Genomic DNA, 26,752 nt, shown 5'->3' on the forward strand with positions numbered 1-26,752 from the left:
GAATGGCTGGAAGAGAGTATCCGCTTGAGCGAACCAGAAATATCGGTATTATGGCTCACATCGATGCGGGCAAGACTACTTTGACCGAGCGTATCCTTTATTACACCGGTGTCAACTATAAGATCGGTGAGACATATGAAGGAACGGCGACCATGGACTGGATGCCTCAGGAGCAGGAGCGCGGTATTACGATTACATCCGCGGCAACAACCTGCCATTGGACACCACAGTTCCAGACAAAGAAGATCGAGGGCGCTCCGGAGTACCGTATCAATATCATCGACACCCCAGGCCACGTCGACTTCACTGTTGAGGTAGAGCGTTCATTGCGCGTTCTTGATGGCGCTGTAGGTGTGTTTGACGCAAAGGGCGGCGTGGAACCGCAGTCAGAGAATGTCTGGCGTCAGGCAGACAAATACAGTGTTCCGCGTATTGCATTTGTCAACAAGATGGATATCCTGGGAGCAAACTTCCCGAATACCGTTCACGAGATCGTGACAAAGCTGGGCAAGAACCCGGTTGTCGTCGAGCTTCCGATCGGTAAGGAAGATTACTTCAAGGGCATTATCGATCTGTTTGAGATGAAGGCTTATATCTACAATGACACGAAGGGCGAGGACATTTCGGTTGTCGATATCCCGGACGACATGAAGGATGAGGCTGAAGCTGCTCATACAGAGCTTGTTGAAAAGATCTGCGATTTTGATGAAGAGCTGATGATGCAGTATCTCGATGGCGAGGAACCGTCCATCGATGATCTGAAGAAAGCACTCCGCAAGGCAACAATCGAGAACAAGGCAGTCCCGGTTCTCTGTGGTTCTGCTCATCAGAACAAGGGAATTCAGAAGCTGCTGGATGCTGTGATCGCCTATATGCCGGCCCCGACGGATGTCCCGGATGTGGCAGGTACGGATCTTGACGGCAACCCGGAGACAAGGCCGTCCTCCGACGACGCACCGTTTGCAGCGCTGGTCTTCAAGATCGTCTCCGATCCGTTTGTCGGAAGACTTGCATATTTCCGTGTGTATTCTGGTACTTGCAACGCAGGTTCCTATGTCCTGAATGCAACAAAGGATAAGAAGGAGCGTGTCGGACGTATTCTTCAGATGCATGCGAATAAGCGCCATGAGCTGACGAAGGTTTACTCGGGTGACATCGCGGCTGCAATCGGATTTAAGTTCTCATCTACAGGTGATACCATCTGCGATGATCAGCATCCGATCATTCTTGAGTCGATGGTGTTCCCGGAGCCGGTTATCGAGCTCGCAATCGAGCCGAAGACAAAGGCCGGACAGACAAAGCTTGGAGAAGCGCTTGAAAAGCTTGCGGAGGAGGATCCGACCTTCCGTCAGCATACAGATGAGCAGACGGGTCAGACCATCATCGCCGGCATGGGTGAGCTTCATCTGAACATCATTGTCGACAGACTGCTCCGTGAGTATAACGTTGAGGCGAATGTCGGTGCCCCGATGGTTGCCTATAAGGAAACTATTACGAAGGAATGCGACATTGACAGCAAGTATGTCCGCCAGTCCGGTGGTAAAGGACAGTACGGACATGCGAAGGTCCGCTTCAAGCCGATGGATCCGAACGGAGAGGAGACCTATAAGTTCATCAACAGCACCGTTGGCGGCTCCATTCCGAAGGAGTACATACCGTCCGTTGACGAAGGTATTCAGGATGCTATGAAGGCTGGAGCGCTTGGCGGGTATCCGGTTATCGGCGTTCAGGCAGAGGTCTATGATGGATCCTATCATGAAGTCGACTCCTCTGAGATGGCTTTCCACATTGCAGGATCGATGGCATTCAAGCAGGCTGAGCAGAAGGGCGAGGTGCTTCTGGAACCGATCATGAAGGTGGAGGTTTCTACGCCTGAGGAGTACATGGGAGATGTCATTGGAGACATCAACTCCAGACGTGGAAGAATCGAAGGCATGGATGATATCGGTGGCGGAAAGATGGTCCGCGGATATGTTCCGCTTGCAGAGATGTTCGGATATGCAACCGATCTTCGTTCGAAGACACAGGGACGTGGAAACTATTCCATGTTCTTCGATCACTATGATCCGGTTCCGAAGAACATTCAGGAGAAGGTTCTCAAGGATCAGGGAAAGTGATCATAGCCTGAGCCTACAAAGTACTTGCAAAAAGCACAAGTCTGAAATATAATTAATTTCAGACTTGTGTTTATAAGACGATGCCGATCTTCGGCACAGTCGAGCCGGATATCGGCACAGTTTAAGGAGGATTTAGAGATGGCAAAGCAGAAGTTTGACAGAAGCAAGCCGCATGTAAACATTGGTACCATCGGACATGTCGACCATGGTAAAACAACCCTGACCGCTGCAATCACGGCTGTCCTTGCAAAGAGGGTCCCGGGCAATGCATTCGAGGCATTCGATCAGATCGATAAGGCTCCGGAGGAAAGAGAGCGTGGTATCACGATTTCTACCGCTCATGTCGAGTATCAGACTGAGAAGAGACATTATGCTCATGTCGACTGCCCAGGCCATGCTGACTATGTCAAGAACATGATCACTGGTGCAGCTCAGATGGATGGTGCAATCCTTGTTGTTGCTGCAACAGATGGTGTTATGGCGCAGACGAAGGAGCATATCCTTCTTGCCCGCCAGGTTGGTGTTCCGAAGATTATCGTATTCCTGAACAAGTGCGATATGATCGACGACCCGGAGCTGCTTGAGCTGGTTGAGATGGAAGTTACCGAGGAGCTTGAGAAGGAAGGCTTTGAGGACTGCCCGATCGTGAAGGGATCTGCATTCCAGGCACTTCAGGATCAGGATGCAAAGGCTGTTCTTGCAAACGGCGATCCGCTTGATGCTGACAACCCGGACAAGACGTGGGGCGACTGCATCATGGATCTGATGAATACGGTTGACGAGTATATTCCGACTCCTACCCGTGACAACGACAAGCCGTTCCTGATGCCTGTCGAGGATGTCTTCACCATCTCCGGACGTGGTACGGTTGCTACCGGCCGTGTCGAGCGTGGTGAGATCAGACTGAATGACCCGGTTGAGATTGTCGGTATTAAGGATGAGCCTGAAAAGTCTGTTGTAACAGGCCTTGAGATGTTCCACAAGACGCTCGACTTTGCAGAGGCTGGTGACAACGTTGGTATTCTTCTTCGTGGTATCGACAGAACTGCAATCGAAAGAGGACAGGTTATCTGCAAGCCGGGTTCTGTTCACACCCACAAGAAGTTTACCGCTCAGGTCTATGTTCTGACCAAGGACGAGGGTGGCCGTCATACGCCGTTCTTCAACAACTATCGTCCGCAGTTTTATTTCAGAACAACCGACGTTACGGGTGTTATCTCTCTTCCGGAGGGAACAGAGATGTGCATGCCGGGCGATAACGTTGAGATGAGCATTGAGCTCATTCACACCATCGCTATGGAGCAGGGTGATACCTTTGCTATCCGTGAAGGCGGCCGTACTGTCGGATCCGGACGTGTCGTTTCCATCGTTGAGTAATTTCTGAGATTACGCGGATGGAGGATCCAGGAGTTGTGATTTCCTGAGAATACGGGTTGCATAATACCTGGATAATGTTATACTGGCATATGTGCGAGCAATCGCATAGGGAGCCCGGGTTTCCGGGCTTCCAATATGGGGCATTAGCGCAGTTGGGAGCGCGCTACATTCGCATTGTAGAGGTCGTGAGTTCGAATCTCATATGCTCCAGGAAAGGGCATCCATTCATTTGGATGCTCTTTTTTTAGATTAAAGAGAATTCTCATCACGTTGCAACATTCGGCATTCTCGTGTAATCTGCGCTCTGCTTCCTGCCTCATGTGGGGCGTATCAATAAGTCCAGTCCCCACCAAAAAGCAAGTATGCGAGAAGGAGGACATTTAACACTGTAATGATCGCATCGAATTGTTTCTAAGATTCAAAAAATATCCTGCTCTGACATCATGAATCAAGAATAACCCGATAAAAAAGTATTGACAGCCGAACAGTTTCGCAGTATTCTACGTACAACTTCAAAAAACAATAAACCGATGAAGCGGAGATAAAGCCGGATATGCTGGTACAGAGAGCCTGTGGTGGTGGAATGCAGACACAATACAATCCGGAGCTGTGATCGCAGCAGATGAGAGCATTATGTCATCTAAATGGCCCGCTGAGGGAGCAGAGAACAGGAAGCGTTCTGTTTCTTTAGTATCGTGCTACGTGGGGCTTACGTTAGTAGCCGGAGATATGATGGTATCTCGTAAAGTGCATGGGTATATCCATGAAGCAGGGTGGCACCGCGATTCAATCGTCCCTGACAGATTTCAAGTGGAATCTGTCAGGGTTTTTTTTATGGTCAGTCCAATATCGTATTCTTGCAGCAAGTGCAAGCGCATGCAGGATTATGATCGTAGGCAGTAGTAGGAACAGGAAAACGCAGGAGGAAAGGAATATGAACCAGACAAGCATCGGCGAAGCCAGGCGGCGAGCTTCACTTGGAGACTTCAAAAGAGTACCGATCACGCGTGAGCTGCTTGCGGATATCCGTACCCCGGTGGAGACATTGAAGGCTCTCATGAATGTATCGGAGCACTGTTTCATGCTTGAAAGCTGTGAGGATGCAAGACGATGGGGCCGATATACATTTCTGGGATATGACCCTTCCATGGAACTTTCCTGTAAGGATCATGAACTGACGATCCGTTCGGGAAGTGATATTCATGTAACAATCGGACATCCCGGAGATGTGATCAGGAAAGTGATACAGGATAACCGATCCCCCCGGATTGAGGGACTTCCTTCCTTGACTGGAGGACTGATCGGATATTTTTCTTATGAGTACCTGCAATATGGAGAACCAGAGCTTCAACTGGCAGCGGAAGACAAAGAGCACTTTGATGATGTCAACCTGATGCTTTTCGATAAGCTGATCTGCTACGATCACCTGAAGCAGAAACTTTTGCTAATCGTCAACATCCGGACAGCCGACCTGGAGACGGAATATAACAAGGCCGTCCTGATGCTGGAAGAGATGGAGAAGCTCGTCAGGTATGGAAAGCCCAAAAAGATTCAGCGGGGACAATTGAAAGAAACCCTCAGACCAAAGCTTTCAAGAGAAGCGTATACAAAGAAAGTGGAGGAAATCAAGCATTATATTCATGAGGGTGATATTTTTCAGCTCGTATTTTCTAATCCGATGCAGGCAGCATATGAAGGCAGTCTTTTAAACACATACCGGATTCTGAGAACGACGAATCCTTCTCCATATATGTTCTACTTTTCCGGTAATGATGTTGAGATTGCCGGTGCATCGCCTGAAACGCTTGTGAAGGTCACAGACGGAGAAGTCAGAACGTTTCCTCTGGCCGGGACAAGAAGAAGGGGATGCACAGCTTCGGAGGATGAGCAGCTTGAACGCGAGCTCCTCGCAGATGAGAAGGAGCGTGCGGAGCATAATATGCTGGTCGATCTTGGAAGAAATGATCTTGGGCGCCTGTGCAGGTTTGGCAGCGTCCGCGTGGAGCGATACATGGATATTCTCCGGTATTCCAAGGTGATGCACATAGGATCAGAAGTCAGGGGACTGTTGCGGGATGACGTATCGGTGATTGATACCGTTGATTCGGTTCTGCCTGCAGGGACCCTTTCGGGGGCACCGAAGTTCCGTGCCTGTGAGCTGATCAGCCAGCTTGAGGGAGACAGGCGCGGACTTTACGGCGGAGCTGTCGGATATGTTGACTTCAGTGGGAATCTGGATGTCTGCATCGCTATTCGGCTGGCTTACAAGAAAAACGGCAAAGTATTTGTCAGGTCCGGTGCCGGAATTGTGGCAGACAGCATTCCGGATCAGGAATATCAGGAATGCATGAATAAAGCCTCTGCAGTCATCGATGCCATCCGCATGGCAGAGGAGGTGGAAGAATGATTCTTCTGATTGATAATTTTGATAGTTTTAGTTACAACCTCTATCAGATGCTGGGAAGCCTGCTGCCAGACATCAGGGTTGTCCGAAACAACGCTGTCACGATCTCAGATATCAGAAAAATGACACCATCCGGAATCGTGCTTTCTCCTGGCCCGGGAAGACCGGAGGAGGCAGGTGTATGTATTGAGGTAGTCGGCAAGCTGAGTGGGACCTGCCCGATCCTGGGTGTCTGTCTGGGGGAACAGGCAATCGCAGTCGCATGTGGCGGAAAGGTCGGTTATGCAAAACGAATTGTCCACGGTAAGCAATCAGTTGTCCGGATTGACAACAGGAGCCTGCTTTTCAAAGGACTCCCGGACCAGATCAAGGTGGCGCGGTATCATTCACTTACCGTTGAGGAAAATTCGCTTTCAGGGACAGGGCTTACGGTAACGGGAAAGTCGGAGGATGGAGAGGTGATGGCCATAGAGGAAGAAGAGAGAAAACTCTATGGACTGCAGTTTCATCCGGAAAGCGTCATGACACCACAGGGAGAACAGATCCTGGATAATTTTATCAGTATTTGCGGAAGGCATCGTATGATAGCCGAAGGAGGAGAAGATGATTAAGGAAGCCATCAAGAAGATTGTAAACAAGGGAGATCTGACATACGAGGAAGCATACAGTGTCATGAAAGAAATCATGACAGGCCAGACAACGGCGACACAGAATGCAGCATTTCTGGCATCACTGTCCACGAAAAGCACCAGGGCTGAAACAATCGACGAAATATCTGGGTGTGCGGTTGCGATGCGTGAGCAGGCGACACCTGTACCGCACACGGGAATGAAGGCTCTGGAGATTGTCGGAACAGGAGGGGACGGGGCACATACGTTTAACATCTCGACGACAAGTGCCTTTGTGATCGCGGCAGGAGGGGTGAAGGTCGCAAAACATGGAAACCGCGCGGCATCCTCCCTTTGCGGAACAGCGGACTGCCAGGAAGCACTCGGGGCGAATATTCACCAGGATCCTGCAAAGGCCCTGGAGATGCTTGAGAAGGTTGGTATGTGTTTCCTGTTTGCCCAGCAGTACCACAGTGCGATGAAATATGTAGGGCCGATCCGGAAGGAGCTTGGATTCAGAACGGTGTTTAATATCCTCGGACCGATCACCAATCCGGCAAATCCCGATTATTTCCTTCTGGGGGTATATGACGAATATCTGGTTGAGCCGGTCGCAAAGGTTCTTGACAGGATGGGGGTAAAGAATGCGCTTGTCGTCCACGGGCAGGATGGACTGGATGAGGTATCCGCCTCAGCACCGACGACCGTCTGTGAGCTGAAAGATGGGTATTACCGGACAAGTGTGATCACACCGGAGGAGCTGGGGCTTGTAAGGGGTAACAAGGAAGAGCTGGTCGGGGGAACACCTCAGGAGAACGCAGAGATCACAAGGGGGATTCTCAATGGGAGCATCCAGGGAACGAAACGAAACAGTGTTCTTCTCAATGCAGGACTTTCTCTTTATGTTGCAGGAGCCTCCGGGACAATGACAGATGGCGTAAAGAGGGCAGAGCAGCTCATTGATTCCGGCGATGCGTACAGAAAGATGGAAAGCTATATCAAAGAATCCGTGAGCTGAGGATGAAAGGGACGCACTGATGGAAAATATACTGCAGCAGCTTGCCGATTATGCAAGATACCGGACAGAGGAGGAGAAAAAAAGGATTCCGCTGGTGGAAGTACGCCGGCAGGCAGAGGGGATGGAAACCAACACAGGCTTTCCATTTGAGAAGGCAATCGGAGAGCGGGGGATGTCCATGATTTGCGAGGTCAAGCGGGCCTCGCCGTCAAAGGGACTGATTGCACCGAATTTTCCATACCGTGAAATTGCACTGGATTATGAGGAAGCCGGGGCTTCAGCCATTTCTTGCCTGACAGAGCCGAGGTGGTTTCTTGGGAATGATCAATATCTGAGCGACATCTCGGTCCAGGTTCGTATTCCGGTTTTGAGAAAGGACTTTACCGTGGATCCGTACATGATATTCAGGGCAAAAATACTGGGCGCCTCTGCGGTCCTTCTGATTTGTGCCATTCTGGAAACGGAACAGATTCGGTCCTATATACAGGTTGCAGACAGCCTTGGCCTTTCCGCTCTTGTGGAAGCACATGACGAGTCTGAGATCCGCCGGGCACTCGATGCCGGTGCGAGGATTGTTGGGGTCAATAACAGGGATCTGCGGAACTTTACAGTGGACATCAGCAATTCCTCAAGGCTCCGGAAGCTGGTTCCGAAGGATGTGCTGTTTGTGTCGGAGAGCGGGATCAGGACAGCGGAGGATGTTGCCCGGCTTTACCAGAACGGGACGGATGCAGTCCTGGTCGGCGAGACACTGATGAAAAGTGCAGACAAAAAAGCCGCACTTCGGGAACTGAAAAGACTATGCCAGACCGGGAATGAAAAGCAGGACGAAGCACTATGAGCGTAACGAAGATCAAGATCTGCGGCTTGAGGTCAGAGGAGGACATCCGTATCGTGAACCGCTTTCAGCCGGACTATGCGGGCTTTATCTGCTGCAGCCGGTTCCGGCGGTATGTACCGTCTGATACATTGGAGAAGCTGTCGAAGCTGCTGCATCCAGGAATCAGGAAAGTTGGCGTGTTTGTAGATCAGCCTGTGGAGCAGATCGCGCAGATTGCCCGCAGGCAGCAGCTTGACATCGTCCAGCTCCATGGATGCGAGGATGAGCGTTATATCTCAGAACTGAGGCAGCTGATTCCTTCAGAAATCCGAATCATGAAAGCCTTTCAGATTCACTCGGCGAAAGACATTTGTCAGGCTGAGGCAAGTACGGCGGATGATGTGCTCCTGGACGGCGGACAGGGGAGCGGGCAGACATTCGACTGGAGGAAGATCGAGAGTATGAACAGGCCGTTCTTCCTTGCAGGAGGGCTGAATCCGGAGAATGTTGAGGAAGCAGTCAGACTGCTGCACCCCTATGCGGTGGATGTCAGCAGCGGAGTCGAAACAGACGGACACAAGGACGAGGAAAAGGTCAGACAGCTAATCAGCAGGGTCAGAGAGATGGATGTGTGAAGATGCTGGAGGGGAACTCTGTAAGATAAACGAGCGCCAGCAGAAAGATGCAGATTTGCCAGCAGATAGAGACAGGAGGCAGTCATGACAAATCCGAATGGAAGGTTTGGAGAATATGGCGGGCAGTATGTGCCCGAGACACTGATGAACGAGTTGATCCATCTGGAGGCGGCATATAATTATTATAAGAAGGAACCCGGTTTTTGCGCTGAACTGGAGGAGCTTCTGAACAATTATGCGGGAAGACCTTCAAGGCTTTATTACGCGGAAAAGATGACGAAGGATCTGGGAGGTGCGAAAGTATACCTGAAGCGGGAAGATCTGAACCATACCGGGGCGCACAAGATCAATAACTGCCTGGGGCAGGTTCTGCTTGCCAAGAAGATGGGAAAGACAAGGGTCATCGCAGAGACTGGCGCCGGACAGCATGGCGTCGCAACCGCCACAGCTGCAGCACTGCTGGGACTGGAATGCGAGGTGTTCATGGGGGAGCGCGACTGTCAGAGACAGAAGCTTAATGTTTACCGGATGGAACTTCTCGGAGCGAAGGTTCACCACGTGAAAACCGGCTCCCAGGTTTTGAAAGATGCAGTAAACGAGGCGATGCGCGAGTGGGCAAGTCGCGTGGAGGATACACACTATGTCATCGGGTCGACGATGGGCCCTCATCCGTTCCCGATGATCGTTCGGGACTTTCAATCGGTTATATCAAGGGAAGCACGTGCTCAGATTCTGGAGAAGGAGGGGAAGCTGCCGGATGTCGTGATGGCCTGTGTCGGCGGAGGATCCAACGCAATGGGGATGTTCTGGAACTTCATCCCCGATGAACATGTCAGACTCATCGGATGCGAAGCGGCTGGAAAGGGAATCGACAGCGGGGAGACAGCGGCCACCATCAATACAGGAAAGATTGGTGTTTTTCATGGTATGAAATCCCTCTTCTGTCAGAATGAAGACGGGCAGATAGATGAGGTATTTTCTATATCTGCGGGACTGGATTATCCGGGAATCGGGCCGGAGCATGCGTACCTGCACAGCATCGGAAGAGCTGAGTATGCTGCGGTAACAGATGAGGAAGCCGTGGAGGCATTTGAGTATCTTTCAAGGACAGAGGGCGTGATTCCGGCAATCGAGAGTGCACATGCGGTTGCCTACGCCAGAAAGATTGCACCGTCTATGGACAAGAATCAAATCATTATCATCTGCCTCTCGGGACGCGGGGATAAGGATGTTGCTTCCGTCGCAAATTACAGAGGAGTGAAGATCGATGAGTAAGAAAATAGCAAATGCGTTCAGAAATGGGAAAGCGTTCATTCCATTTATCACTGCAGGGGATCCGGATCTTGCATCAACGGAACGATTCGTTCTTGCAATGGCAGAAGCCGGTGCGGATCTGATTGAAATCGGAATTCCATTCTCTGACCCGATCGCAGAGGGTGTCGTCATTCAGGAAGCGGATATCAGAGCCCTTCGAAGCGGAACAACCACTGAAAAAGTATTTGAGATGGTGAAAAGCCTGAGACAGAAGACAGATATCCCACTCGTTTTCATGACGTACCTGAACATTGTTTTTTACTATGGCTATGATCGGTTTTTTACCCGCTGTGCAGAGGTGGGGATCAGCGGCATAATTATTCCGGATCTGCCATATGAAGAGAAAAATGAATGTGCCGGGATCGCGGCTGAGCATCAGGTTGAGATTGTTTCTATGATTGCGCCGACTTCAAGAGAGCGTATTCAGACAATCGCATCCGATGCGGAGGGCTTTCTGTACGTTGTCTCATCAATGGGGGTCACGGGAGTCAGGCAGAAAATCACAACGGATCTGAAGACGATTATCGGGCAGATCCGTGAGGTCACGTCTCTTCCGGCAGCGATCGGGTTCGGAATCAGCACACCCGGGCAGGCATCAGATATGGCAGCAATTTCAGATGGCGCAATTGTAGGGTCTGCGATTGTCAGATTGGTTGCGGAATACGGGAGAGAAGCAGAAGATCCGGTGAGAGAATATGTCCGGCAGATGGCCGGAGCAGTGCATGCACTTTGAAAATGAAGCACGGCGAAAGAGGTGACAGGCAATCACTGATATGTTCATAATAAAATACATAATTTTTGCCGGGGCAGATAAATAAAACTTGCACAAAGAAGGGTGTTCTTATATAATTCAACTGTTGTGACCTTGATAGCGTTGAAGCGTGAGGTTGCTGCGGGATTCCGCAGGTTTTCCGTGGAGCGAATGTCAAGTTTTCAGACTGACGACAAGTCACTGTACAGAGTAGGTCCGTTAATTCGGAAACAACGGGTTGTTCCCATCTGTCAGAAAGCCTGCAGAAGGCTTTTTGTCTGGCAGGAAGATGGAAACGCCCGGAAGCGTGTACAGTCACCGCTTGTCGTACTTCAAACGTAAGGACGTAGGTCCTGCAGAAAAAGTGCGAAATAGGAGGCGACTTTTTTTATGGCAAAACAGGTAATGCGTATCACACTCAAAGCTTATGACCATCAGCTGGTTGACCAGTCGGCCGGCAAGATCATCGAGACTGTCAAGAAGACAGGGGCTCAGGTCAGCGGACCGGTTCCGCTTCCGACGAAGAAGGAAGTAGTAACGATCCTTCGTGCAGTCCACAAGTACAAGGACTCCAGAGAGCAGTTTGAGCAGAGAACGCACAAGAGACTGATTGATATCACCAGCCCGACACAGAAGACGGTGGATTCTCTTTCCAGACTTGAGATGCCGGCTGGCGTTTATATTGATATCAAGATGAAGAACAACTGATGTTCAAATCCCGGCAGGAGATGCAAAATCAGCATCTTTCCTAGGATGATCGCGAAAGCGATCCGCTGTAGCTGACAGGAGGTAAAACATGAAGAAAGCTATCTTAGCTACAAAGGTAGGTATGACGCAGATCTTCAACGAAGACGGAAGCCTTGTTCCGGTAACCGTTCTTCAGGCAGGACCGTGTGTCGTGACACAGATCAAGACAACCGAGAATGACGGCTATTCGGCTGTGCAGGTTGCCTTTGCGGACAAGAAGGAAAAGCTTGTCAAGAAGCCGCAGAAGGGTGCCTTCGAAAAAGCGGGTGTTGACCCGAAGAAGTACCTGAGAGAGTTCCGCTTTGAGAATGCAGACTCTTACAATGTTAAGGATGAGATTAAGGCTGATATCTTTGCGGAGGGCGATCATGTCGACGCAACCGCAGTATCAAAGGGACATGGGTTCCAGGGTTCCATTAAGAAATGCGGAAACCACAGAGGACCGATGAAGCACGGCTCCAAGTATCATCGCCATGCTGGTTCCAACGGCACATCGTCCGATCCGAGCCGTGTATATCCGGGTAAGGGAATGCCTGGACGCATGGGTGTTGACCAGGTCACAGTCCAGAACCTCGTTGTTGTGAAGGTCGATCCGGAGAACAAACTGATCCTTGTCAAGGGAGCGGTTCCGGGGCCGAAGAAGTCGCTCGTCACTTTGAAGGAGACGACAAAGACTGATCTGAAGTGATCAGGACCGATACAGAAAGGAGGATATCACTGTGGCTAACGTATCAGTTTACAATATGGAAGGCAAACAGGTCGACACCATCGAACTTTCCGATGCAGTGTTCGGCGTTGAAGTGAATGAGCATCTGGTACACCTGGCAGTCAAGCAGCAGCTTGCTGCAAACAGACAGGGTACTCAGAAAGCCAAGACCCGCTCGGAGGTGTCCGGCGGCGGAAGAAAGCCGTACAGACAGAAGGGCACGGGTCATGCAAGACAGGGTTCGACGAGAGCTCCGCAGTTCACGGGCGGCGGCGTTGTGTTCGCTCCGGTACCGCGTGATTACACCATCTCCATGAACAAGAAGGAGAAGAGAGCTGCTCTTAAGAGCGTTCTGACCTCCCGAGTTCAGGAAAACAAGCTTTATGTGCTTGATGAGCTGAAGCTTGGGGAGATCAAGACAAAGGATATGAAGAATGTGCTCGACAGCCTGAAGGTTGAGGGAGCACTGGTTATCCTGAACGAGAATGATCAGAATGTGATTCTTTCCGCAAGAAATCTTGCGGGCGTCAAGACCGCTCTGACAAATACCATCAACGTCTATGACATCCTGAAGTACGGCAATGTTGTCGTCACGAAGGATGCTGTCAAGAAGATTGAGGAGGTATACGCATAATGGCTGACATCAAATATTATGACGTAATCCTTAGACCGGTAGTAACTGAGAAGAGCATGGCTGCTATGGGAGATAAGAAGTACACCTTCCTTGTGAATCCGGAGGCGAACAAGTCCCAGATTAAGGAAGCAGTCGAGAAGATGTTCGATGATGTAAAGGTCGCCAAGGTGAACACCTTGAACATTCAGGGGAAGAATAAGCGCCAGTCAATGGCTCAGGCATATGGCAAGACCGCCAAGACAAAGAAGGCTATTGTCACATTGACAGAGGACAGCAAGGACATCACGATCTTCGAGGGACTCTGATCCTGAGGGTACCAGGAAGACTTATGCGCAGGGCCGGCGCGATAATCCGGCCTGACTGATTGAGAGGAGATTGAAGTAATGGGTATTAAGACTTACAAGCCATATACACCATCCAGAAGAAACATGACCGGATCTGATAAGAGTGAGATCACAAAACAGAAGCCGGAAAAATCACTCCTGATTTCTCTTAACAAGAACTCAGGGCGCAACAATCAGGGTAAAATTACGGTTCGTCACAGAGGCGGCGGAAACAGAAAGAAATACAGAATTGTCGACTTCAAGAGATACAAGGATGACATTCCGGCAAAGGTTATCGGAATCGAATACGATCCGAACAGAACCGCAAACATTGCGCTGATCTGCTATACGGATGGTACGAAGTCTTACATTCTTGCACCGGACGGACTGAAGGTTGGTCAGACTGTTATGAATGGTCCGAAGGCCGAGATTCGTACCGGAAACTGCCTGCCGCTTTCGATGATCCCGGTTGGTACAATGGTCCATAATATCGAGCTGAACCCGCACCATGGCGGACAGATGGCCAGATCAGCCGGCAACGGTGCGCAGCTGATGGCAAAGGAAGGAAAGTATGTCACGCTTCGCCTTCCGTCCGGGGAGATGAGAATGGTTTCGCCGGAGTGCAGAGCCACGATCGGTATTGTCGGAAACATCGAACATAACCTGATCAATTACGGTAAAGCGGGAAGAATCCGCCATATGGGCATCAGACCTACTGTCCGTGGATCCGTTATGAACCCGAATGACCATCCGCATGGAGGTGGAGAAGGAAAAGCACCGGTCGGACGTCCGGGTCCGTGCACGCCTTGGGGCAAGCCGGCTCTTGGTCTGAAGACCAGAAAGCACAAGAAGGCTTCCAACAAGATGATCGTGAGAAGAAGAAACGGAAAGGCAATCAGCTGATTGCAGCGTGATAGAGGAGGATAAGAATGGCTCGTTCACTTAAAAAAGGACCGTTTGCTGATGCAAGCCTTCTGAAGAAGGTTGATGCGATGAACGCATCCGGCGAGAAGTCAGTCATCAAGACCTGGTCCCGCCGCAGCACAATTTTCCCGTCTATGGTTGGGCTTACGATTGCCGTCCATGATGGGAGAAGACATGTGCCGGTATATATCACCGAGGACATGGTCGGACACAAGCTTGGTGAGTTTGTCGCGACCAGAACCTACAGAGGACACAAGTCGGAGAGTTCCAGCTCCGTACGGTAACACTGTAAGAAAATTCATTGTCAGGCCCAGGGTAAGTTCGCCCGAGGAGGGCGCTGCGCACTGCCGGATGGGCCTGAGGGAAACCTCATAGGAAGGCAGTGTGAGTTCACGAAAGGAGTACATCTATGGCTAAGGGACATAGATCTCAGGTAAAGAGAGAGAGAAACGCCAGAAGGGACGAGAGACCTTCAGCAAAGCTTTCATATGCAAGAGTTCCGGTACAGAAGGCTTGCTTCGTGCTTGACGCGATCAGAGGCAAGGATGTAAATACGGCGCTTGCGATTGTCACATACAACCCAAGATATGCATCTGAAGTGATTGCCAAGCTTCTGAAATCCGCAATCGCGAATGCCGAGAACAATAAAGGCATGTCACGTGATAACCTCTATGTGGATGAGTGCTATGCGAACAGAGGCCCGATTATGAAGAGAATCCAGCCGAGAGCTCAGGGAAGGGCATACCGCATTCTGAAGAGGATGAGCCACATCACCATCGTTCTGAACGAGAAATAAGGAGGATATCATGGGACAGAAAGTGAACCCGCATGGAATGAGAGTCGGCGTTATCGATGGCTGGAATTCAAACTGGTACGCTGACAAGAAGAGCTTTTCTGAAAACCTGAAGGAAGACAACACAATCCGTACCTTCCTGAAAAAGAAACTGTATTCCGCAGGGATTTCAAGAATTGAGATTGAACGTGCTTCTGACCGTGTCAAGATTTCTATTTATACGGCTAAGCCAGGAATCCTGATTGGAAAGCAGGGTGCAGAGATCGAGAAGACAAAGGCAGAAGTTGCAAAGCTGACTGATAAGAAGGTTGTCCTTGATATCAAGGAAGTCAAGAAACCGGATCTCGATGCCCAGCTTGTTGCTGAAAACATTGCTCAGCAGCTTGAGAACCGTATTTCCTACAGACGCGCAATGAAGGGCGCTATGGGAAGAACCATGAAGTTTGGTGCCAAGGGAATCAAGACCGCAATTGCAGGCCGTCTCAATGGCGCAGAGATCGCCCGCAAGGAGTTCTATTCCGATGGAACCATCCCGCTTCAGACGCTCCGTGCCGATATCGACTATGGTTTTGCAGAGGCACATACAACTTACGGGAAGCTTGGCGTAAAGGTTTGGATCTACAAAGGCGAGGTACTTCCGTCTAAGAGAGAAGGGAGCGATAAATAATGTTAATGCCGAAGAGAGTAAAGCATCGTAAACAGTTCCGTGGTTCTATGGCTGGAAAGTGCAACAGGGGAACGACGGTTACCTACGGTGAATATGGACTGGTTGCAACAGAACCCTGCTGGATCAATTCCATCCAGATTGAGGCAGCTCGTGTCGCTATGACCCGTTATATCAAGCGTGGCGGAAAAGTATGGATCAAGATTTTCCCTGACAAGCCTGTTACTGCAAAGCCGGCAGAGACACGAATGGGTTCCGGAAAGGGAACGGCTGAGTACTGGGTTGCAGTTGTCAAGCCTGGACGTGTCCTGTTTGAGATGGGCGAGGTATCTGAGGAAGTAGCTAGAGAGGCGCTGCGCCTTGCAATGCATAAGTTACCCTGCAAGTGCAAGATCATTACGCGCGAAGGAATCAAAGGCGGTGATAACAGTGAAGAGTAAAAAGTATGTAGAGGAGCTGCGCGGCAAGACAGCTCAGGAGCTTAACGAGGAACTTGTAGCTGCTAAGAAGGAACTGTTCAACCTGAGATTCCAGAACGCTACAAACCAGCTGGACAACACAAGCAGGATCAAAGAAGTACGCAAGAACATTGCCAGAATCCAGACGGTTCTTGCTTCCGGAAGCGCACAGTAACTGTGCATTGAAAGGAGATATCCGTGGAAGAGAGAAATCTTAGAAAGACCCGTACAGGCCACGTCGTCAGCAATAAGATGGATAAGACGATCGTTGTTGCGGTTGAGGACCATGTAAAGCATCCTCTGTATAAAAAGATTGTCAAGAGAACTTACAAACTGAAGGCTCATGATGAAAACAACGAGGCTAATATCGGAGATACCGTCCGTGTCATGGAGACCAGACCGCTGTCCAAGGATAAGAGATGGAGACTCGTCAAGATCATTGAGAGAGCGAAATAATCAGGAGGATTCGTGGAATGGTACAGCAGGAAACTAGACTGAAGGTTGCGGACAATACCGGAGCCAAGGAACTTCTTGTGATCCGCGTAATGGGTGGTTCAACCAGGAGATATGCCGGCATCGGCGATACGTGTGTCTGTACGGTCAAAGATGCAACGCCAGGCGGCGTTGTGAAAAAGGGCGATGTCGTCAAGGCAGTCGTTGTCCGTACGGTCAAGGGCGTACGCCGCAAGGATGGTTCTTATATCCGCTTCGATGAGAATGCGGGCGTTGTTATCAAGGACGATGGTACACCGACCGGGACCCGTATTTTCGGGCCTGTCGCAAGAGAGCTTCGTGATAAGAAATTCATGAAGATCGTTTCTCTTGCTCCGGAGGTACTTTGATTGAGACAGGCGTAAGGCAGAGATAATCTGCATACGGATTGGAGGATAACATGAGAAAGATTAGAAAAGGCGATATGGTCAGAGTCATCGCCGGCAAGGATAAGGGCAAGGAGGGTAAGGTCCTTGGATTCAAGGATGATAAGATCCTTGTCGAGGGCATTAACATGGTGACAAAGCACCAGAAGCCATCTGCAGGTGCGCCGCAGGGAGGCATCGTCAACAAGGAAGCTTATTTTGACGCTTCCAACGTTATGCTTCTTGTAAAGGGTGAGATTACCAGAGTCGGTTTCAAGATGGACGGGGACAAGAAAGTCCGCGTTGCAAAGAAGACCGGCGAGGTCATTGACTAATCGGGGAAAGGAGGAAAACGATGAGCAGATTAAAAGAGCAGTACAAGAACGAGATTGTGCCGGAGCTTACAAAGAAGTTCGGATACAAGAATGTCATGCAGGTTCCGAAGCTCGATAAGATTGTCGTCAATATGGGTGTCGGAGAAGCTAAGGAGAATGCAAAAGTCCTTGAGTCCGCTATGAACGATATGGCGATCATCACAGGGCAGAAGCCGGTTCAGACAAAGGCTAAGAATTCTGTTGCAAACTTCAAGATTCGTGAAGGAATGCCGATTGGCTGCAAGGTTACGCTCCGCGGTGACAGAATGTACGAATTCCTGGATCGCCTTGTCAATCTTGCACTTCCCCGTGTCCGTGACTTCCGTGGTGTAAACCCGAATGCATTCGATGGCAGAGGAAACTATGCTCTTGGTATCAAGGAGCAGCTGATTTTCCCTGAAATTGAGTATGATAAGGTAGACAAGGTCAGAGGTATGGATATCATTTTCGTTACGACGGCTAAGACTGATGAGGAGGGTCGTGAGCTTCTGAGACTCTTCAATATGCCGTTTGCGAAATAAGGAGGACATTTTCAATGGCGAAGACTTCTATGAAACTTAAGCAGCAGCGCGCTCCGAAGTTCTCATCCAGAGCATACACACGCTGCAGCATCTGCGGACGTCCGCATTCCGTGCTCAAGAAGTATGGCGTTTGCAGAATCTGCTTCCGCGAGCTTGCCTATAAGGGCGAGATTCCGGGTGTCAAGAAGGCATCCTGGTAATTGAAAGAAACAATAATTTGTCGCGTCAAGTCTAAGGAGGATACTAACATGGCAATGAATGATCCAATCGCAGATATGCTTACAAGAATCCGCAATGCGAATACAGCTAAGCATGATACGGTAGATGTACCGGTTTCAAAAATGAAGACTGCAATTGCCGACATCCTGGTCGATGAGGGATATATTGCAAAGTACGAAATCACTGGTGAAGGCGTTCAGAAGAATCTGCATATTACGCTGAAGTACGGTAAGGATAAGAACGAAAGGATCATCTCCGGTATTAAGAGAATTTCGAAGCCGGGTCTTCGTGTCTATGCCGGAAGTGAGGATATGCCGAAGGTCCTTGGCGGCCTCGGGATCGCCATTGTGTCTACTAACAAGGGTGTTATCACCGACAAGGAAGCAAGAAAGCAGCATGTAGGCGGCGAAGTCCTTGCGTTTGTCTGGTAACAAGATATTACTGAAAACAGAAGGCAAGCGTCTGAGACGAACTGCCTTCCGAGAATCTAAGTAAGGAGGAAGAAGGCATGTCAAGAATAGGAAGACTGCCGGTAGCAATCCCTGCGGGAGTCACCGTAAGTGTTGCTGATGGAAATGTTGTCACAGTCAAGGGGCCGAAGGGAACACTTGTAAGAACATTTGTTCCGGAGCTTACAATTGAGGTGAAGGATAACGAGGTCCTTGTGTCAAGACCGAATGATTTAAAGAGAGAGAAGTCTCTCCACGGCCTTACCAGAACCTTGATTCACAACATGGTTGAAGGTGTGTCCAATGGCTTCAGCAAGACACTCGAGGTGAATGGTGTCGGTTATCGTGCTGTAAAGCAGGGCAAGAAATTAACCCTCAGCCTCGGCTATTCTCATCCGGTTGAAATGGAAGATCCGGAGGGAATCGAGACAAAGGTGGACGGCAATAAAATTATCGTCTCCGGTGTTAGCAAGGAGAAGGTTGGTCAGTACGCGGCCGAGATCAGAGAGAAGAGAAAACCTGAGCCGTATAAGGGCAAGGGTATCAAATATGAGACTGAAGTGATCAGACGCAAAGTCGGTAAGACCGGTAAGAAATAATTAAGGAGGAGGGTGCACGATGGTTAGCAAAGAATCAAGAGCTGAGATTCGCGAAGAAAAGCATAGAAGAATTCGTAACCGCATCAGCGGAACCGCATCCAGACCGCGTCTTGCTGTTTACAGAAGTAACAAAAACATGTATGCGCAGATCATTGATGATGAGACAGGGGCAACGCTTGTGTCTGCCAATACTCTTCAGAAGGATGTAAAGGAAAGCCTCGAGAAGACAGATGATGTTGAGGCTGCCAAGGCTGTTGGAACCGCAATTGCCAAGAGGGCTCTGGAGAAGGGCATCAAGGAGGTTGTGTTCGACCGTGCGGGCTACATCTATCATGGCAAGGTCCAGGCACTTGCTGATGCAGCAAGAGAAGCTGGGCTGGATTTCTAAGGAGGAGGAGAAGACACAATGAGACATGAGATCATTGATCCGAACCAGTTTGAGCTGAATGACAAGGTCGTGGCCATCAAACGTGTTACGAAGGTTGTAAAAGGCGGCCGCAACATGCGTTTTGCTGCTCTGGTGGTAGTCGGTGACGGCAATGGTCATGTTGGCGCTGGTCTTGGGAAGGCAACAGAAATCCCGGATGCAATCCGCAAGGGAAGAGAAGATGCACAGAAGCATCTGATTTCTGTCGTACTTGATCAGAACAGTTCCATTCCGCATGATTACATTGGAAAGTTCGGCGGTGCAGCTGTCCTTCTGAAGAAGGCACCGGAAGGTACTGGTATTATTGCAGGCGGTCCTGCACGTACCGTCCTTGAGCTTGCCGGAATCCGTAATATTCGTACAAAGTCGCTTGGTTCCAATAACAAGCAGAATGTAGTCCTTGCAACTCTTGAAGCGCTGAAGAGTCTGAAGAGTCCTGAGGATGTCGCTCGTCTCCGCGGAAAGTCCGTTGACGAAGTCTTAGCTTAAGGAGGTTATTCTTTATGGCTGGAAAGTTAAAGATCACGCTTGTAAAGTCTCCGATTGCTGCGATTCCGGAGCAGAGAGCAACCGTGAAGGCTCTTGGGCTGAACAAAATGCACAAGACAGTTGAGATGCCGGATAACAAAGCGGTCAGAGGAATGGTCGCTCATGTTTCTCATCTCGTAAAAGTTGAAGAAGCTTAAGAGGAGGTACACTTATGGATTTATCAACTCTGAAGCCGGCTGCAGGATCTGTCACCAGTGGCTCATTCCGCAAGGGCCGCGGCGATAAGACTGCTGGCAAGGGCACAAAGGGTCAGAAGGCACGTTCCGGAGCACCCAGAATCGGATTTGAGGGTGGTCAGATGCCTCTGTACCGCAGACTTCCCAAGAGAGGGTTCAAGAACGTCGGACGTGCTGTCATTGAGACGATCAACCTGAGTGATCTGGAGAAATTCGAGGATGGCTCTGAAGTGACCGTTGAAGCGCTGCTTGAGAAGGGAATCATCCGCGATCCGAAGGATGGTGTAAAGGTTCTGGGCAATGGCGAGCTGACAAAGAAGCTGAATGTTTCTCTGAATGCATTCAGTGCATCAGCGAAGGCAAAGATTGAAGAGTTAGGTGGAAAAGCAGAGGTGATCTGATGTTTAAATCTTTACGCGACATGTTTCGGATAAAGGACATCAGAAAAAAACTGTTTTATACCTTTATGATGCTGATTCTCATTCGGTTCGGTTCTCAGCTCCCTGTACCGGGAGTTGACAGAACCTATTTCAGCCGATGGTTCAGTCAGCAGAATAATGGGGCATTCAGTTTCTTCAGTGCATTCACAGGCGGTTCTTTTGAACGGATGTCTGTGTTTGCGCTGAACATCACACCCTACATTACTGCATCCATTATCATGGAGCTTCTCACAATCGCAATTCCGGCGCTTGAAGAAATGCACCGGGATGGCGAGGATGGAAGAAAGAAGATGACCAGGATCACCCGTGTCCTGACGGTCGGTCTTTCCTTGTTTGAGAGTGTTGCCATGGCGGTGGGCTTTGGACGCAGTGGACTGATCAGAAACTATAATTTCCTGAGTGTGATTACGGTAATTTTTGCATTGACGGCAGGATCTACATTTGTCATGTGGATCGGTGAACGGATCACTGAGAATGGTGTAGGGAACGGTATTTCGATCGTCCTTCTGATTAATATTGTTTCAAGGCTGCCACAGGACGTGACAGCGCTCTGGCAGCAATTTGTTAGCGGAAAATCGATTGCAAAAGGCGGAATGGCAGCTGTCATTATTGCAGCCATCATCCTTTTGACAGTTGCTCTTACAGTCCTGCTTAATGATGCGGTTCGAAAGATTCCGGTACAATATGCGAAGAAGGTTCAGGGAAGAAGGATGGTTGCAGGGCAGTCATCCAATATACCACTGAAGGTTAACACAGCTGGTGTCATTCCGGTTATCTTTGCTTCATCGCTGATGTCTATCCCTTCAATCATCTTGAGTTTTGTTGGAAAATCAGCAAGTGGGGTTGCAGCGACCGTTTTGGGCATCCTGAATCAGAATAACTGGTTTGATTTTTCTCATCCGGTATATATGATCGGACTCGCATTGTATGTTGTACTGAATATTTTCTTTGCCTATTTCTACACTTCAATCACATTCAATCCGATTGAGGTGGCTGACAATCTGAAAAAGCAAGGCGGTTTTATTCCGGGAATCCGTCCGGGGAAACCAACATCTGACTATCTGAATAAGATTCTGAACTACATCATCTTCATTGGAGTCGTCGGCCTGATGATTGTTGTTGTCATTCCGATTTTCTTCAATGGTGTTTTCAATGCAGATGTGTCCTTTGGCGGAACATCTTTGATTATCATCGTTGGAGTCGTACTGGAGACGATTCAGCAGATCGAGTCACAGATGGTTGTTAGAAATTACAAGGGATTTCTCAGTGAGTAATCTATGAATTTGCGATATTCATAAACATTCATAGCAAAGTGTGCTTCTTGTCCCCCCCAGGACAGGGGCACACTTTGTGTTGTTTAAGAAAAAAGGAGCAGAGAATGAAGATTATTATGCTTGGGGCACCAGGTGCAGGAAAAGGAACACAGGCAAAGTTCATTTCCGAAAAATTCGGCATCCCACAGATTTCAACCGGAGATATCTTCAGAGCAAATATCAAGAATCAGACAGAGCTTGGGAAAAAGGCGAAGTCTTATATGGATCAGGGACTTCTAGTTCCAGATGAGCTGACTTTGGATCTTGTTACGGACCGGCTCTCAAAGGACGACTGCAAGAATGGATATATTCTGGATGGGTTTCCAAGAACGCTGAATCAGGCTAACGCTCTGACCGATGCTCTGATGAAGCAGGGCACTTCGATCGATTATGCAATCGATATCGAGGTCAAGGATGAGGATATCATCCGGCGCATGAGTGGAAGAAGAGTTTGTCCGAAGTGCGGGGCGACATACCATGTACAGTATAATCCGCCGAAGAACGATGGAATCTGTGACGTCTGCGGTGCGGAGCTGATGATCCGCGCAGATGACCAGCCGGAGACGGTGAAAAAAAGGCTTGAAGTCTATCATAAACAGACACAGCCGCTGATTGAATACTATCAGGAGGCAGGCTCTCTGCGAACATTTGATGGTATGAAGCCGATGGAAGAAGTATTCAGCGAGATCTGCGATGAATTAACCAAAATGGACGAAGCCTGAAGAAATAGGCTGCGTACATCAAACAGAGTTTTCTGAATGCGTTGAAGGAGAGTAGCAATATGGCAGTATCAATCAAGACACAACATGAGATTGCGCTGATGCGGGAATCTAACCACCGGCTTGAGAAAGTATTCGAAGGATTGGAACAGATGATTAAACCGGGAGTGTCCACCTGGGAGATCGATATGCTGGCGCGAAAACTGATCAGAGAACAGGAAGGGACCCCGAATTTTCTTAACTTTGAAGGATATCCGGCAGCAGTCTGTACTTCCGTGAATGAAGAGGTGGTACACGGGATTCCGAAAAAGAGCCGTATACTGAGAGAGGGCGATATCATATCGCTTGACTGCGGGTTGATCTATAAGGGGTATCATTCCGATGCCGCCAGAACATTTGCTGTCGGACAGATCTCTGATGATAAGCAGAAGCTGATTGACGTCACAAGGCAAAGTTTTTTTGAAGGATTAAAATACGCCAGGGCCGGGCATCACCTTCATGAAATCAGCAACGCAATCGGAGATTATGCAGAAAGCTTTGGATATGGTGTGATTCGGGATCTGGTTGGTCATGGAATCGGGACACAAATGCATGAGGACCCTGAGGTGCCGAATTTTCGTCAGAAATCGAGGGGGATCAGGCTGCTTCCGGGAATGACACTTGCAATTGAGCCGATGATTGCAGAAGGAACCTGGGAGGTTGATTGGCTTGATGACGGCTGGACTGTTGTGACTGCTGACAGAAAGCCTGCTGCTCACTATGAGAACTCCATCCTGATAACAGAGGGAGATCCGGAGATCCTTTCTCTGACAAAGCCATATACCCCGTATGCGGGCTGAATGGATCTAGATGCAGGAGGTATCTGGAGTGAACAAAGATCATCCGGAAGCTCTCCCATGCCTGGGTGTGTCAAAAGCAGGGCATGACAGAGGCAGGCTTTATATCGTATTAGGGGTTCGGGATGGAATGCTGCAGGCTGCAGACGGCGTCCATTCACATGTCGATAAGCCGAAGGAAAAAAATGAAAAGCATATGCAGCTGATTTATAATGTATCACCGGAGATCAGGGATCTCCTGAAGAACGCAAAGATCGACAGCGATCTGATCCATATAAAGAAACTATATAGCCGGATTCAGTCAGACAGATGAAGAGGGAGACAACATGTCAAAATCAGATGTTATTGAAGTTGAGGGAACAGTCCTCGAAAAGCTGCCAAATGCGATGTTTAAGGTCGAGCTTGAAAACAAACATGTCGTGCTCGCCCACATCAGCGGAAAGCTCAGAATGAATTTTATCCGAATCCTGCCGGGGGACAAGGTAACAATTGAACTTTCTCCATACGACCTGGATAAGGGAAGAATTATCTGGAGAGATAAGTAATGCAGACCATTCGGAAGGTGAATGGAGAATCATAAGGGGTTGAATGATATTGAAAAACAGCTTCGGCAGCATCCTGGCCGAAGCTGTTTTTATTATCATGATTGTTGGGATTTGTTGTCAGGTCGGGAACGTAGTTTATGGTTTCTGTATTCAGAAGGCGTGATGCCATATGAGTTCTTGAATCTGCGACAGAAATATCCCGTATTATCGGATCTTGTTTGAAGGGCAATAAGATGGACATTATCATCGGTGGAAACAAGAAGTTCAGCAGCGTTTCGAAGACGGCAGTGTATAAGGTAGTTCACAGGGGTCGTGTGGAGGTACTCATGAAATATGCTGAGTACGCTGCTTTTACTGATGCCGGCAATACCTGCGATCTCATCTAGATAAATAGGGTTTCTGTAATTTTCATGAATATACTTAAGCATGATTTGAAGGCGAGTCTGTTCACGGACAGCAACGGATCCTGACTTCTTTCCTAAAGACGGAGACTGCCGATATTGACTGAAAAGCAGTTCCCAGAAACGGAATAGAAGGCTGCAGGTCCTCAGTTCCCGAAATTCCTGCTGCTGCGGGTCTAATTGTACAAAAATAATATCACGGACTGTTCGAATGAAGTCTTTGTTTTTTTAGGTGTAGCAAGCAAGTATGGTTGCGGCGAGGCAAGGACAGGCTGAATATATTTTTCGTACACTAGATTTTCCTGGCATGTGATAAGGGACGGAAGAAAGAGAAAATTGGGAATTGAGGCATCTTCATCTGAAGTAAAGCTGTGGATAACGCGGGAATTAACAAAACACATTGTCCCGCGAAGGTGTCAAAATGTTTACTACCGACCATGCATCGGATTCTGCCGCTTTCGATGTAAAGAACCTCGACTTCAGGGTGCCAGTGTCAGTCGATCGTCCGCATATCATATTGCTCCATATGTTCCGAATAGAAATGAAACGGATAATCTTTTTCTGCATCACGGATTGTCTCCCGACCGCTGGAATCAATTTTTATTTTTGAATAACATTTCTTTTCAGATGACATACTTTCTATTTCCTCCAAACTCTTATCCCATTTGTTAATATATTCAATTTTCTTTCATGTCCAATCAATCGGTTAACAGAAGAGAATGAGGGGATTGGAATACGGAAATTGTTTCAAGTACCGATATTCTGGGTGATGATGATCTTGATGATCTGTGCCGGGGCGTGCGAGCTCTCTATGGCACAGTGGGCTTCAGCCTACACAGAGTCAGCACTGGGCATTGCGAAGAATGCTGGCGATATCCTTGGCCCTTGCCTCTTTGCAGTGGCGCAAGGAATGTCCCGGACAGTTTACGGTAAGTCAGATGGCAAAATGGATCTCAAAAGATTTATGTTAGTATCTGGGGGACTGTGCCTCATCTGTTATCTGCTGGTAGCATTCTCACCCATCCCAGCTATGGGACTAATCGGATGTATTTTATGTGGTTTCTCTGTCGGCATTATGTGGCCCGGAGCGATCGGTCCTGGACTTGTGGGCGCAATTTCACAAAATGCAGGAGATAATCTCAAAGCAGGTATGCTGGCCGGGTGCATCTTTCCGGCGGTACTTATCGCTTCGATTCTGCTGATGGGGAGAAATTATTTCGCGGGAACAACAGCATTGCACAGGGAAGACTGACTTTCGATGTTGTTTTTCAACGATTTCATTTAATTATCTATTGATCATGTATTACTTCGGCTTCTGTAGAGGCTTACATACTCGAAATATATGGGAAATAGCGGTCAAAAAATACTCGAAATACTCGAAATAATAAAAAAATGTGTTGACATCCGTATTGCAGGATGGTATTATGTTCAAGTCGCCGATGAGAAGCAAACTTCATTAAACAAGTAAACTTGATCGGGGCTATGAGCACCTTGATAACTGAACAGTGAAACAACCTTGAAAGTTCTGAAAAGTTTTATTTTAAGGAACTGACCTTTAAACAGTAAAAGGGATAAGAGATGTCAGTAACATCTTTGATCCGAATCAAATTTTATTCGAGAGTTTGATCCTGGCTCAGGATGAACGCTGGCGGCGTGCTTAACACATGCAAGTCGAACGAGGTACAAGGACGGAAGTTTTCGGACGGAAGACCTTGTACTGAGTGGCGGACGGGTGAGTAACGCGTGGGAAACCTGCCCTGTTCCGGGGGATACCAGTTGGAAACGACTGTTAATACCGCATAAGCGCACAGCACCGCATGGTGCAGTGTGAAAAACTCCGGTGGAACAGGATGGTCCCGCGTCTGATTAGGCAGTTGGCAGGGTAACGGCCTACCAAACCGACGATCAGTAGCCGGCCTGAGAGGGTGAACGGCCACATTGGGACTGAGACACGGCCCAAACTCCTACGGGAGGCAGCAGTGGGGAATATTGCACAATGGGGGAAACCCTGATGCAGCGACGCCGCGTGAGTGA

The 26,752-nt window shown here is 49.0% G+C and carries 37 protein-coding genes, 1 tRNA gene and 1 rRNA gene; 38 read left to right on the forward strand and 1 reads right to left on the reverse strand.

The window, feature by feature from the left end:
- The first annotated feature begins 2 nt into the window (after positions 1-2).
- From fusA to infA, 36 genes are all read left to right on the forward strand, one after another.
- Positions 3-2,117, forward strand: coding sequence for an elongation factor G (fusA, locus tag FYJ35_RS06480; RefSeq protein ID WP_154524736.1), 2,115 nt, complete (start codon positions 3-5; stop codon positions 2,115-2,117).
- 138 nt (positions 2,118-2,255) lie between these two features.
- Positions 2,256-3,494, forward strand: a complete 1,239-nt coding sequence (gene tuf, locus FYJ35_RS06485) for an elongation factor Tu (RefSeq protein WP_154524738.1) — start codon at positions 2,256-2,258, stop codon at positions 3,492-3,494.
- Positions 3,495-3,631: 137 nt separating this feature from the next.
- Positions 3,632-3,704, forward strand: a tRNA-Ala gene (locus FYJ35_RS06490).
- A 724-nt stretch (positions 3,705-4,428) separates the two neighbouring features.
- Positions 4,429-5,901 (forward strand): anthranilate synthase component I family protein, encoded by a 1,473-nt coding sequence (locus FYJ35_RS06495; RefSeq protein WP_154524740.1) that lies wholly within the window; start codon positions 4,429-4,431, stop codon positions 5,899-5,901.
- Positions 5,898-6,509 (forward strand): anthranilate synthase component II, encoded by a 612-nt coding sequence (locus tag FYJ35_RS06500; protein WP_154524742.1) that lies wholly within the window; start codon positions 5,898-5,900, stop codon positions 6,507-6,509. The genes FYJ35_RS06495 and FYJ35_RS06500 overlap by 4 nt, the downstream gene beginning before the upstream one ends.
- Positions 6,502-7,524: an anthranilate phosphoribosyltransferase gene (trpD, locus tag FYJ35_RS06505; RefSeq protein WP_154524744.1), complete on the forward strand. Its 1,023-nt coding sequence runs from the start codon at positions 6,502-6,504 to the stop codon at positions 7,522-7,524. Before FYJ35_RS06500 ends, trpD begins: the two co-directional genes overlap by 8 nt.
- Positions 7,525-7,543: 19 nt before the next feature.
- The gene (gene trpC, locus FYJ35_RS06510; RefSeq protein WP_154524746.1) at positions 7,544-8,365 is read left to right on the forward strand and encodes an indole-3-glycerol phosphate synthase TrpC; all 822 of its coding nucleotides are present in this window, start codon (positions 7,544-7,546) and stop codon (positions 8,363-8,365) included.
- Entirely contained in the window at positions 8,362-8,979 is a 618-nt protein-coding gene (locus FYJ35_RS06515; protein WP_154524748.1) for a phosphoribosylanthranilate isomerase, read from the forward strand. The genes trpC and FYJ35_RS06515 overlap by 4 nt, the downstream gene beginning before the upstream one ends.
- Positions 8,980-9,063: 84 nt before the next feature.
- Positions 9,064-10,254 (forward strand): tryptophan synthase subunit beta, encoded by a 1,191-nt coding sequence (trpB, locus tag FYJ35_RS06520; RefSeq protein WP_154524750.1) that lies wholly within the window; start codon positions 9,064-9,066, stop codon positions 10,252-10,254.
- Complete coding sequence (gene trpA, locus FYJ35_RS06525; protein WP_154524752.1) at positions 10,247-11,026, forward strand: tryptophan synthase subunit alpha; 780 nt, start codon at positions 10,247-10,249, stop codon at positions 11,024-11,026. Before trpB ends, trpA begins: the two co-directional genes overlap by 8 nt.
- 408 nt (positions 11,027-11,434) lie before the next feature.
- The gene (gene rpsJ / locus FYJ35_RS06530; RefSeq protein WP_154524754.1) at positions 11,435-11,752 is read left to right on the forward strand and encodes a 30S ribosomal protein S10; all 318 of its coding nucleotides are present in this window, start codon (positions 11,435-11,437) and stop codon (positions 11,750-11,752) included.
- Positions 11,753-11,840: 88 nt separating this feature from the next.
- Positions 11,841-12,479: a 50S ribosomal protein L3 gene (gene rplC / locus FYJ35_RS06535; protein WP_154524756.1), complete on the forward strand. Its 639-nt coding sequence runs from the start codon at positions 11,841-11,843 to the stop codon at positions 12,477-12,479.
- A 31-nt stretch (positions 12,480-12,510) separates the two neighbouring features.
- Positions 12,511-13,131, forward strand: a complete 621-nt coding sequence (gene rplD / locus FYJ35_RS06540; protein WP_277067723.1) for a 50S ribosomal protein L4 — start codon at positions 12,511-12,513, stop codon at positions 13,129-13,131.
- On the forward strand, positions 13,131-13,436 hold the full coding sequence (gene rplW / locus FYJ35_RS06545) for a 50S ribosomal protein L23 (RefSeq protein WP_154524758.1): 306 nt from the start codon (positions 13,131-13,133) through the stop codon (positions 13,434-13,436). The genes rplD and rplW overlap by 1 nt, the downstream gene beginning before the upstream one ends.
- Before the next feature lie 78 nt (positions 13,437-13,514).
- Positions 13,515-14,357 (forward strand): 50S ribosomal protein L2, encoded by an 843-nt coding sequence (gene rplB / locus FYJ35_RS06550; protein ID WP_154524760.1) that lies wholly within the window; start codon positions 13,515-13,517, stop codon positions 14,355-14,357.
- Positions 14,358-14,383: 26 nt separating this feature from the next.
- Complete coding sequence (rpsS, locus tag FYJ35_RS06555) at positions 14,384-14,662, forward strand: 30S ribosomal protein S19 (RefSeq protein ID WP_154524762.1); 279 nt, start codon at positions 14,384-14,386, stop codon at positions 14,660-14,662.
- A 125-nt stretch (positions 14,663-14,787) separates the two neighbouring features.
- Positions 14,788-15,174, forward strand: a complete 387-nt coding sequence (rplV, locus tag FYJ35_RS06560; protein WP_154524764.1) for a 50S ribosomal protein L22 — start codon at positions 14,788-14,790, stop codon at positions 15,172-15,174.
- Positions 15,175-15,184: 10 nt separating this feature from the next.
- A complete protein-coding gene (rpsC, locus tag FYJ35_RS06565) occupies positions 15,185-15,838 on the forward strand; it encodes a 30S ribosomal protein S3 (RefSeq protein WP_154524766.1) in 654 nt (217 codons plus the stop codon).
- A complete protein-coding gene (gene rplP, locus FYJ35_RS06570) occupies positions 15,838-16,275 on the forward strand; it encodes a 50S ribosomal protein L16 (protein WP_154524768.1) in 438 nt (145 codons plus the stop codon). Before rpsC ends, rplP begins: the two co-directional genes overlap by 1 nt.
- Positions 16,265-16,468 carry a 50S ribosomal protein L29 gene (rpmC, locus tag FYJ35_RS14660; RefSeq protein ID WP_330683509.1) on the forward strand — a complete coding sequence of 68 codons (204 nt, stop codon included), beginning with the start codon at positions 16,265-16,267 and terminating at the stop codon, positions 16,466-16,468. The genes rplP and rpmC overlap by 11 nt, the downstream gene beginning before the upstream one ends.
- A 23-nt stretch (positions 16,469-16,491) precedes the next feature.
- The gene (gene rpsQ / locus FYJ35_RS06580; protein ID WP_277067721.1) at positions 16,492-16,749 is read left to right on the forward strand and encodes a 30S ribosomal protein S17; all 258 of its coding nucleotides are present in this window, start codon (positions 16,492-16,494) and stop codon (positions 16,747-16,749) included.
- 17 nt (positions 16,750-16,766) lie between these two features.
- Complete coding sequence (gene rplN, locus FYJ35_RS06585; protein WP_154524772.1) at positions 16,767-17,135, forward strand: 50S ribosomal protein L14; 369 nt, start codon at positions 16,767-16,769, stop codon at positions 17,133-17,135.
- Between the two features lie 50 nt (positions 17,136-17,185).
- Positions 17,186-17,485 (forward strand): 50S ribosomal protein L24, encoded by a 300-nt coding sequence (gene rplX / locus FYJ35_RS06590; protein WP_154524774.1) that lies wholly within the window; start codon positions 17,186-17,188, stop codon positions 17,483-17,485.
- Positions 17,486-17,505: 20 nt separating this feature from the next.
- Positions 17,506-18,045 carry a 50S ribosomal protein L5 gene (rplE, locus tag FYJ35_RS06595; RefSeq protein ID WP_154524776.1) on the forward strand — a complete coding sequence of 180 codons (540 nt, stop codon included), beginning with the start codon at positions 17,506-17,508 and terminating at the stop codon, positions 18,043-18,045.
- A gap of 14 nt (positions 18,046-18,059) precedes the next feature.
- The gene (locus FYJ35_RS06600; RefSeq protein ID WP_154524778.1) at positions 18,060-18,245 is read left to right on the forward strand and encodes a type Z 30S ribosomal protein S14; all 186 of its coding nucleotides are present in this window, start codon (positions 18,060-18,062) and stop codon (positions 18,243-18,245) included.
- Positions 18,246-18,293: 48 nt separating this feature from the next.
- On the forward strand, positions 18,294-18,695 hold the full coding sequence (gene rpsH / locus FYJ35_RS06605) for a 30S ribosomal protein S8 (RefSeq protein WP_154524780.1): 402 nt from the start codon (positions 18,294-18,296) through the stop codon (positions 18,693-18,695).
- Positions 18,696-18,772: 77 nt separating this feature from the next.
- Positions 18,773-19,312: a 50S ribosomal protein L6 gene (gene rplF / locus FYJ35_RS06610; RefSeq protein WP_154524782.1), complete on the forward strand. Its 540-nt coding sequence runs from the start codon at positions 18,773-18,775 to the stop codon at positions 19,310-19,312.
- 19 nt (positions 19,313-19,331) lie between these two features.
- Positions 19,332-19,700, forward strand: a complete 369-nt coding sequence (gene rplR, locus FYJ35_RS06615) for a 50S ribosomal protein L18 (RefSeq protein WP_154524784.1) — start codon at positions 19,332-19,334, stop codon at positions 19,698-19,700.
- Positions 19,701-19,718: 18 nt separating this feature from the next.
- Positions 19,719-20,228 (forward strand): 30S ribosomal protein S5, encoded by a 510-nt coding sequence (gene rpsE / locus FYJ35_RS06620; protein WP_154524786.1) that lies wholly within the window; start codon positions 19,719-19,721, stop codon positions 20,226-20,228.
- Between the two features lie 14 nt (positions 20,229-20,242).
- Positions 20,243-20,425, forward strand: coding sequence for a 50S ribosomal protein L30 (gene rpmD, locus FYJ35_RS06625; RefSeq protein WP_154524788.1), 183 nt, complete (start codon positions 20,243-20,245; stop codon positions 20,423-20,425).
- Positions 20,426-20,439: 14 nt separating this feature from the next.
- Complete coding sequence (gene rplO, locus FYJ35_RS06630; RefSeq protein WP_154524790.1) at positions 20,440-20,865, forward strand: 50S ribosomal protein L15; 426 nt, start codon at positions 20,440-20,442, stop codon at positions 20,863-20,865.
- Positions 20,865-22,178, forward strand: a complete 1,314-nt coding sequence (secY, locus tag FYJ35_RS06635) for a preprotein translocase subunit SecY (protein WP_154524792.1) — start codon at positions 20,865-20,867, stop codon at positions 22,176-22,178. Before rplO ends, secY begins: the two co-directional genes overlap by 1 nt.
- Before the next feature lie 104 nt (positions 22,179-22,282).
- Entirely contained in the window at positions 22,283-22,939 is a 657-nt protein-coding gene (locus FYJ35_RS06640) for an adenylate kinase (RefSeq protein ID WP_154524794.1), read from the forward strand.
- A 59-nt stretch (positions 22,940-22,998) separates the two neighbouring features.
- The gene (map, locus tag FYJ35_RS06645) at positions 22,999-23,775 is read left to right on the forward strand and encodes a type I methionyl aminopeptidase (RefSeq protein ID WP_154524796.1); all 777 of its coding nucleotides are present in this window, start codon (positions 22,999-23,001) and stop codon (positions 23,773-23,775) included.
- Between the two features lie 28 nt (positions 23,776-23,803).
- Positions 23,804-24,085 carry a KOW domain-containing RNA-binding protein gene (locus FYJ35_RS06650; protein WP_154524798.1) on the forward strand — a complete coding sequence of 94 codons (282 nt, stop codon included), beginning with the start codon at positions 23,804-23,806 and terminating at the stop codon, positions 24,083-24,085.
- A gap of 13 nt (positions 24,086-24,098) precedes the next feature.
- Positions 24,099-24,317: a translation initiation factor IF-1 gene (gene infA, locus FYJ35_RS06655; RefSeq protein WP_154524800.1), complete on the forward strand. Its 219-nt coding sequence runs from the start codon at positions 24,099-24,101 to the stop codon at positions 24,315-24,317.
- 95 nt (positions 24,318-24,412) lie between these two features.
- Here infA and FYJ35_RS15375 read toward each other — a convergent pair whose 3' ends face one another.
- Positions 24,413-24,745: a helix-turn-helix transcriptional regulator gene (locus FYJ35_RS15375; RefSeq protein ID WP_154524802.1), complete on the reverse strand. Its 333-nt coding sequence runs from the start codon at positions 24,743-24,745 to the stop codon at positions 24,413-24,415.
- A 715-nt stretch (positions 24,746-25,460) separates the two neighbouring features.
- On the opposite strand from FYJ35_RS15375, the gene FYJ35_RS06665 reads away from it, so the two are divergent.
- Together FYJ35_RS06665 and FYJ35_RS06670 are read left to right on the forward strand one after the other, a co-directional pair.
- Positions 25,461-25,970 carry an MFS transporter gene (locus FYJ35_RS06665; RefSeq protein ID WP_328597056.1) on the forward strand — a complete coding sequence of 170 codons (510 nt, stop codon included), beginning with the start codon at positions 25,461-25,463 and terminating at the stop codon, positions 25,968-25,970.
- Between the two features lie 358 nt (positions 25,971-26,328).
- A 16S ribosomal RNA gene (locus FYJ35_RS06670) occupies positions 26,329-26,752 on the forward strand; the annotation flags it as partial.

The organism is Porcincola intestinalis (genome assembly GCF_009696445.1).
Classification (GTDB): domain Bacteria; phylum Bacillota; class Clostridia; order Lachnospirales; family Lachnospiraceae; genus Porcincola; species Porcincola intestinalis.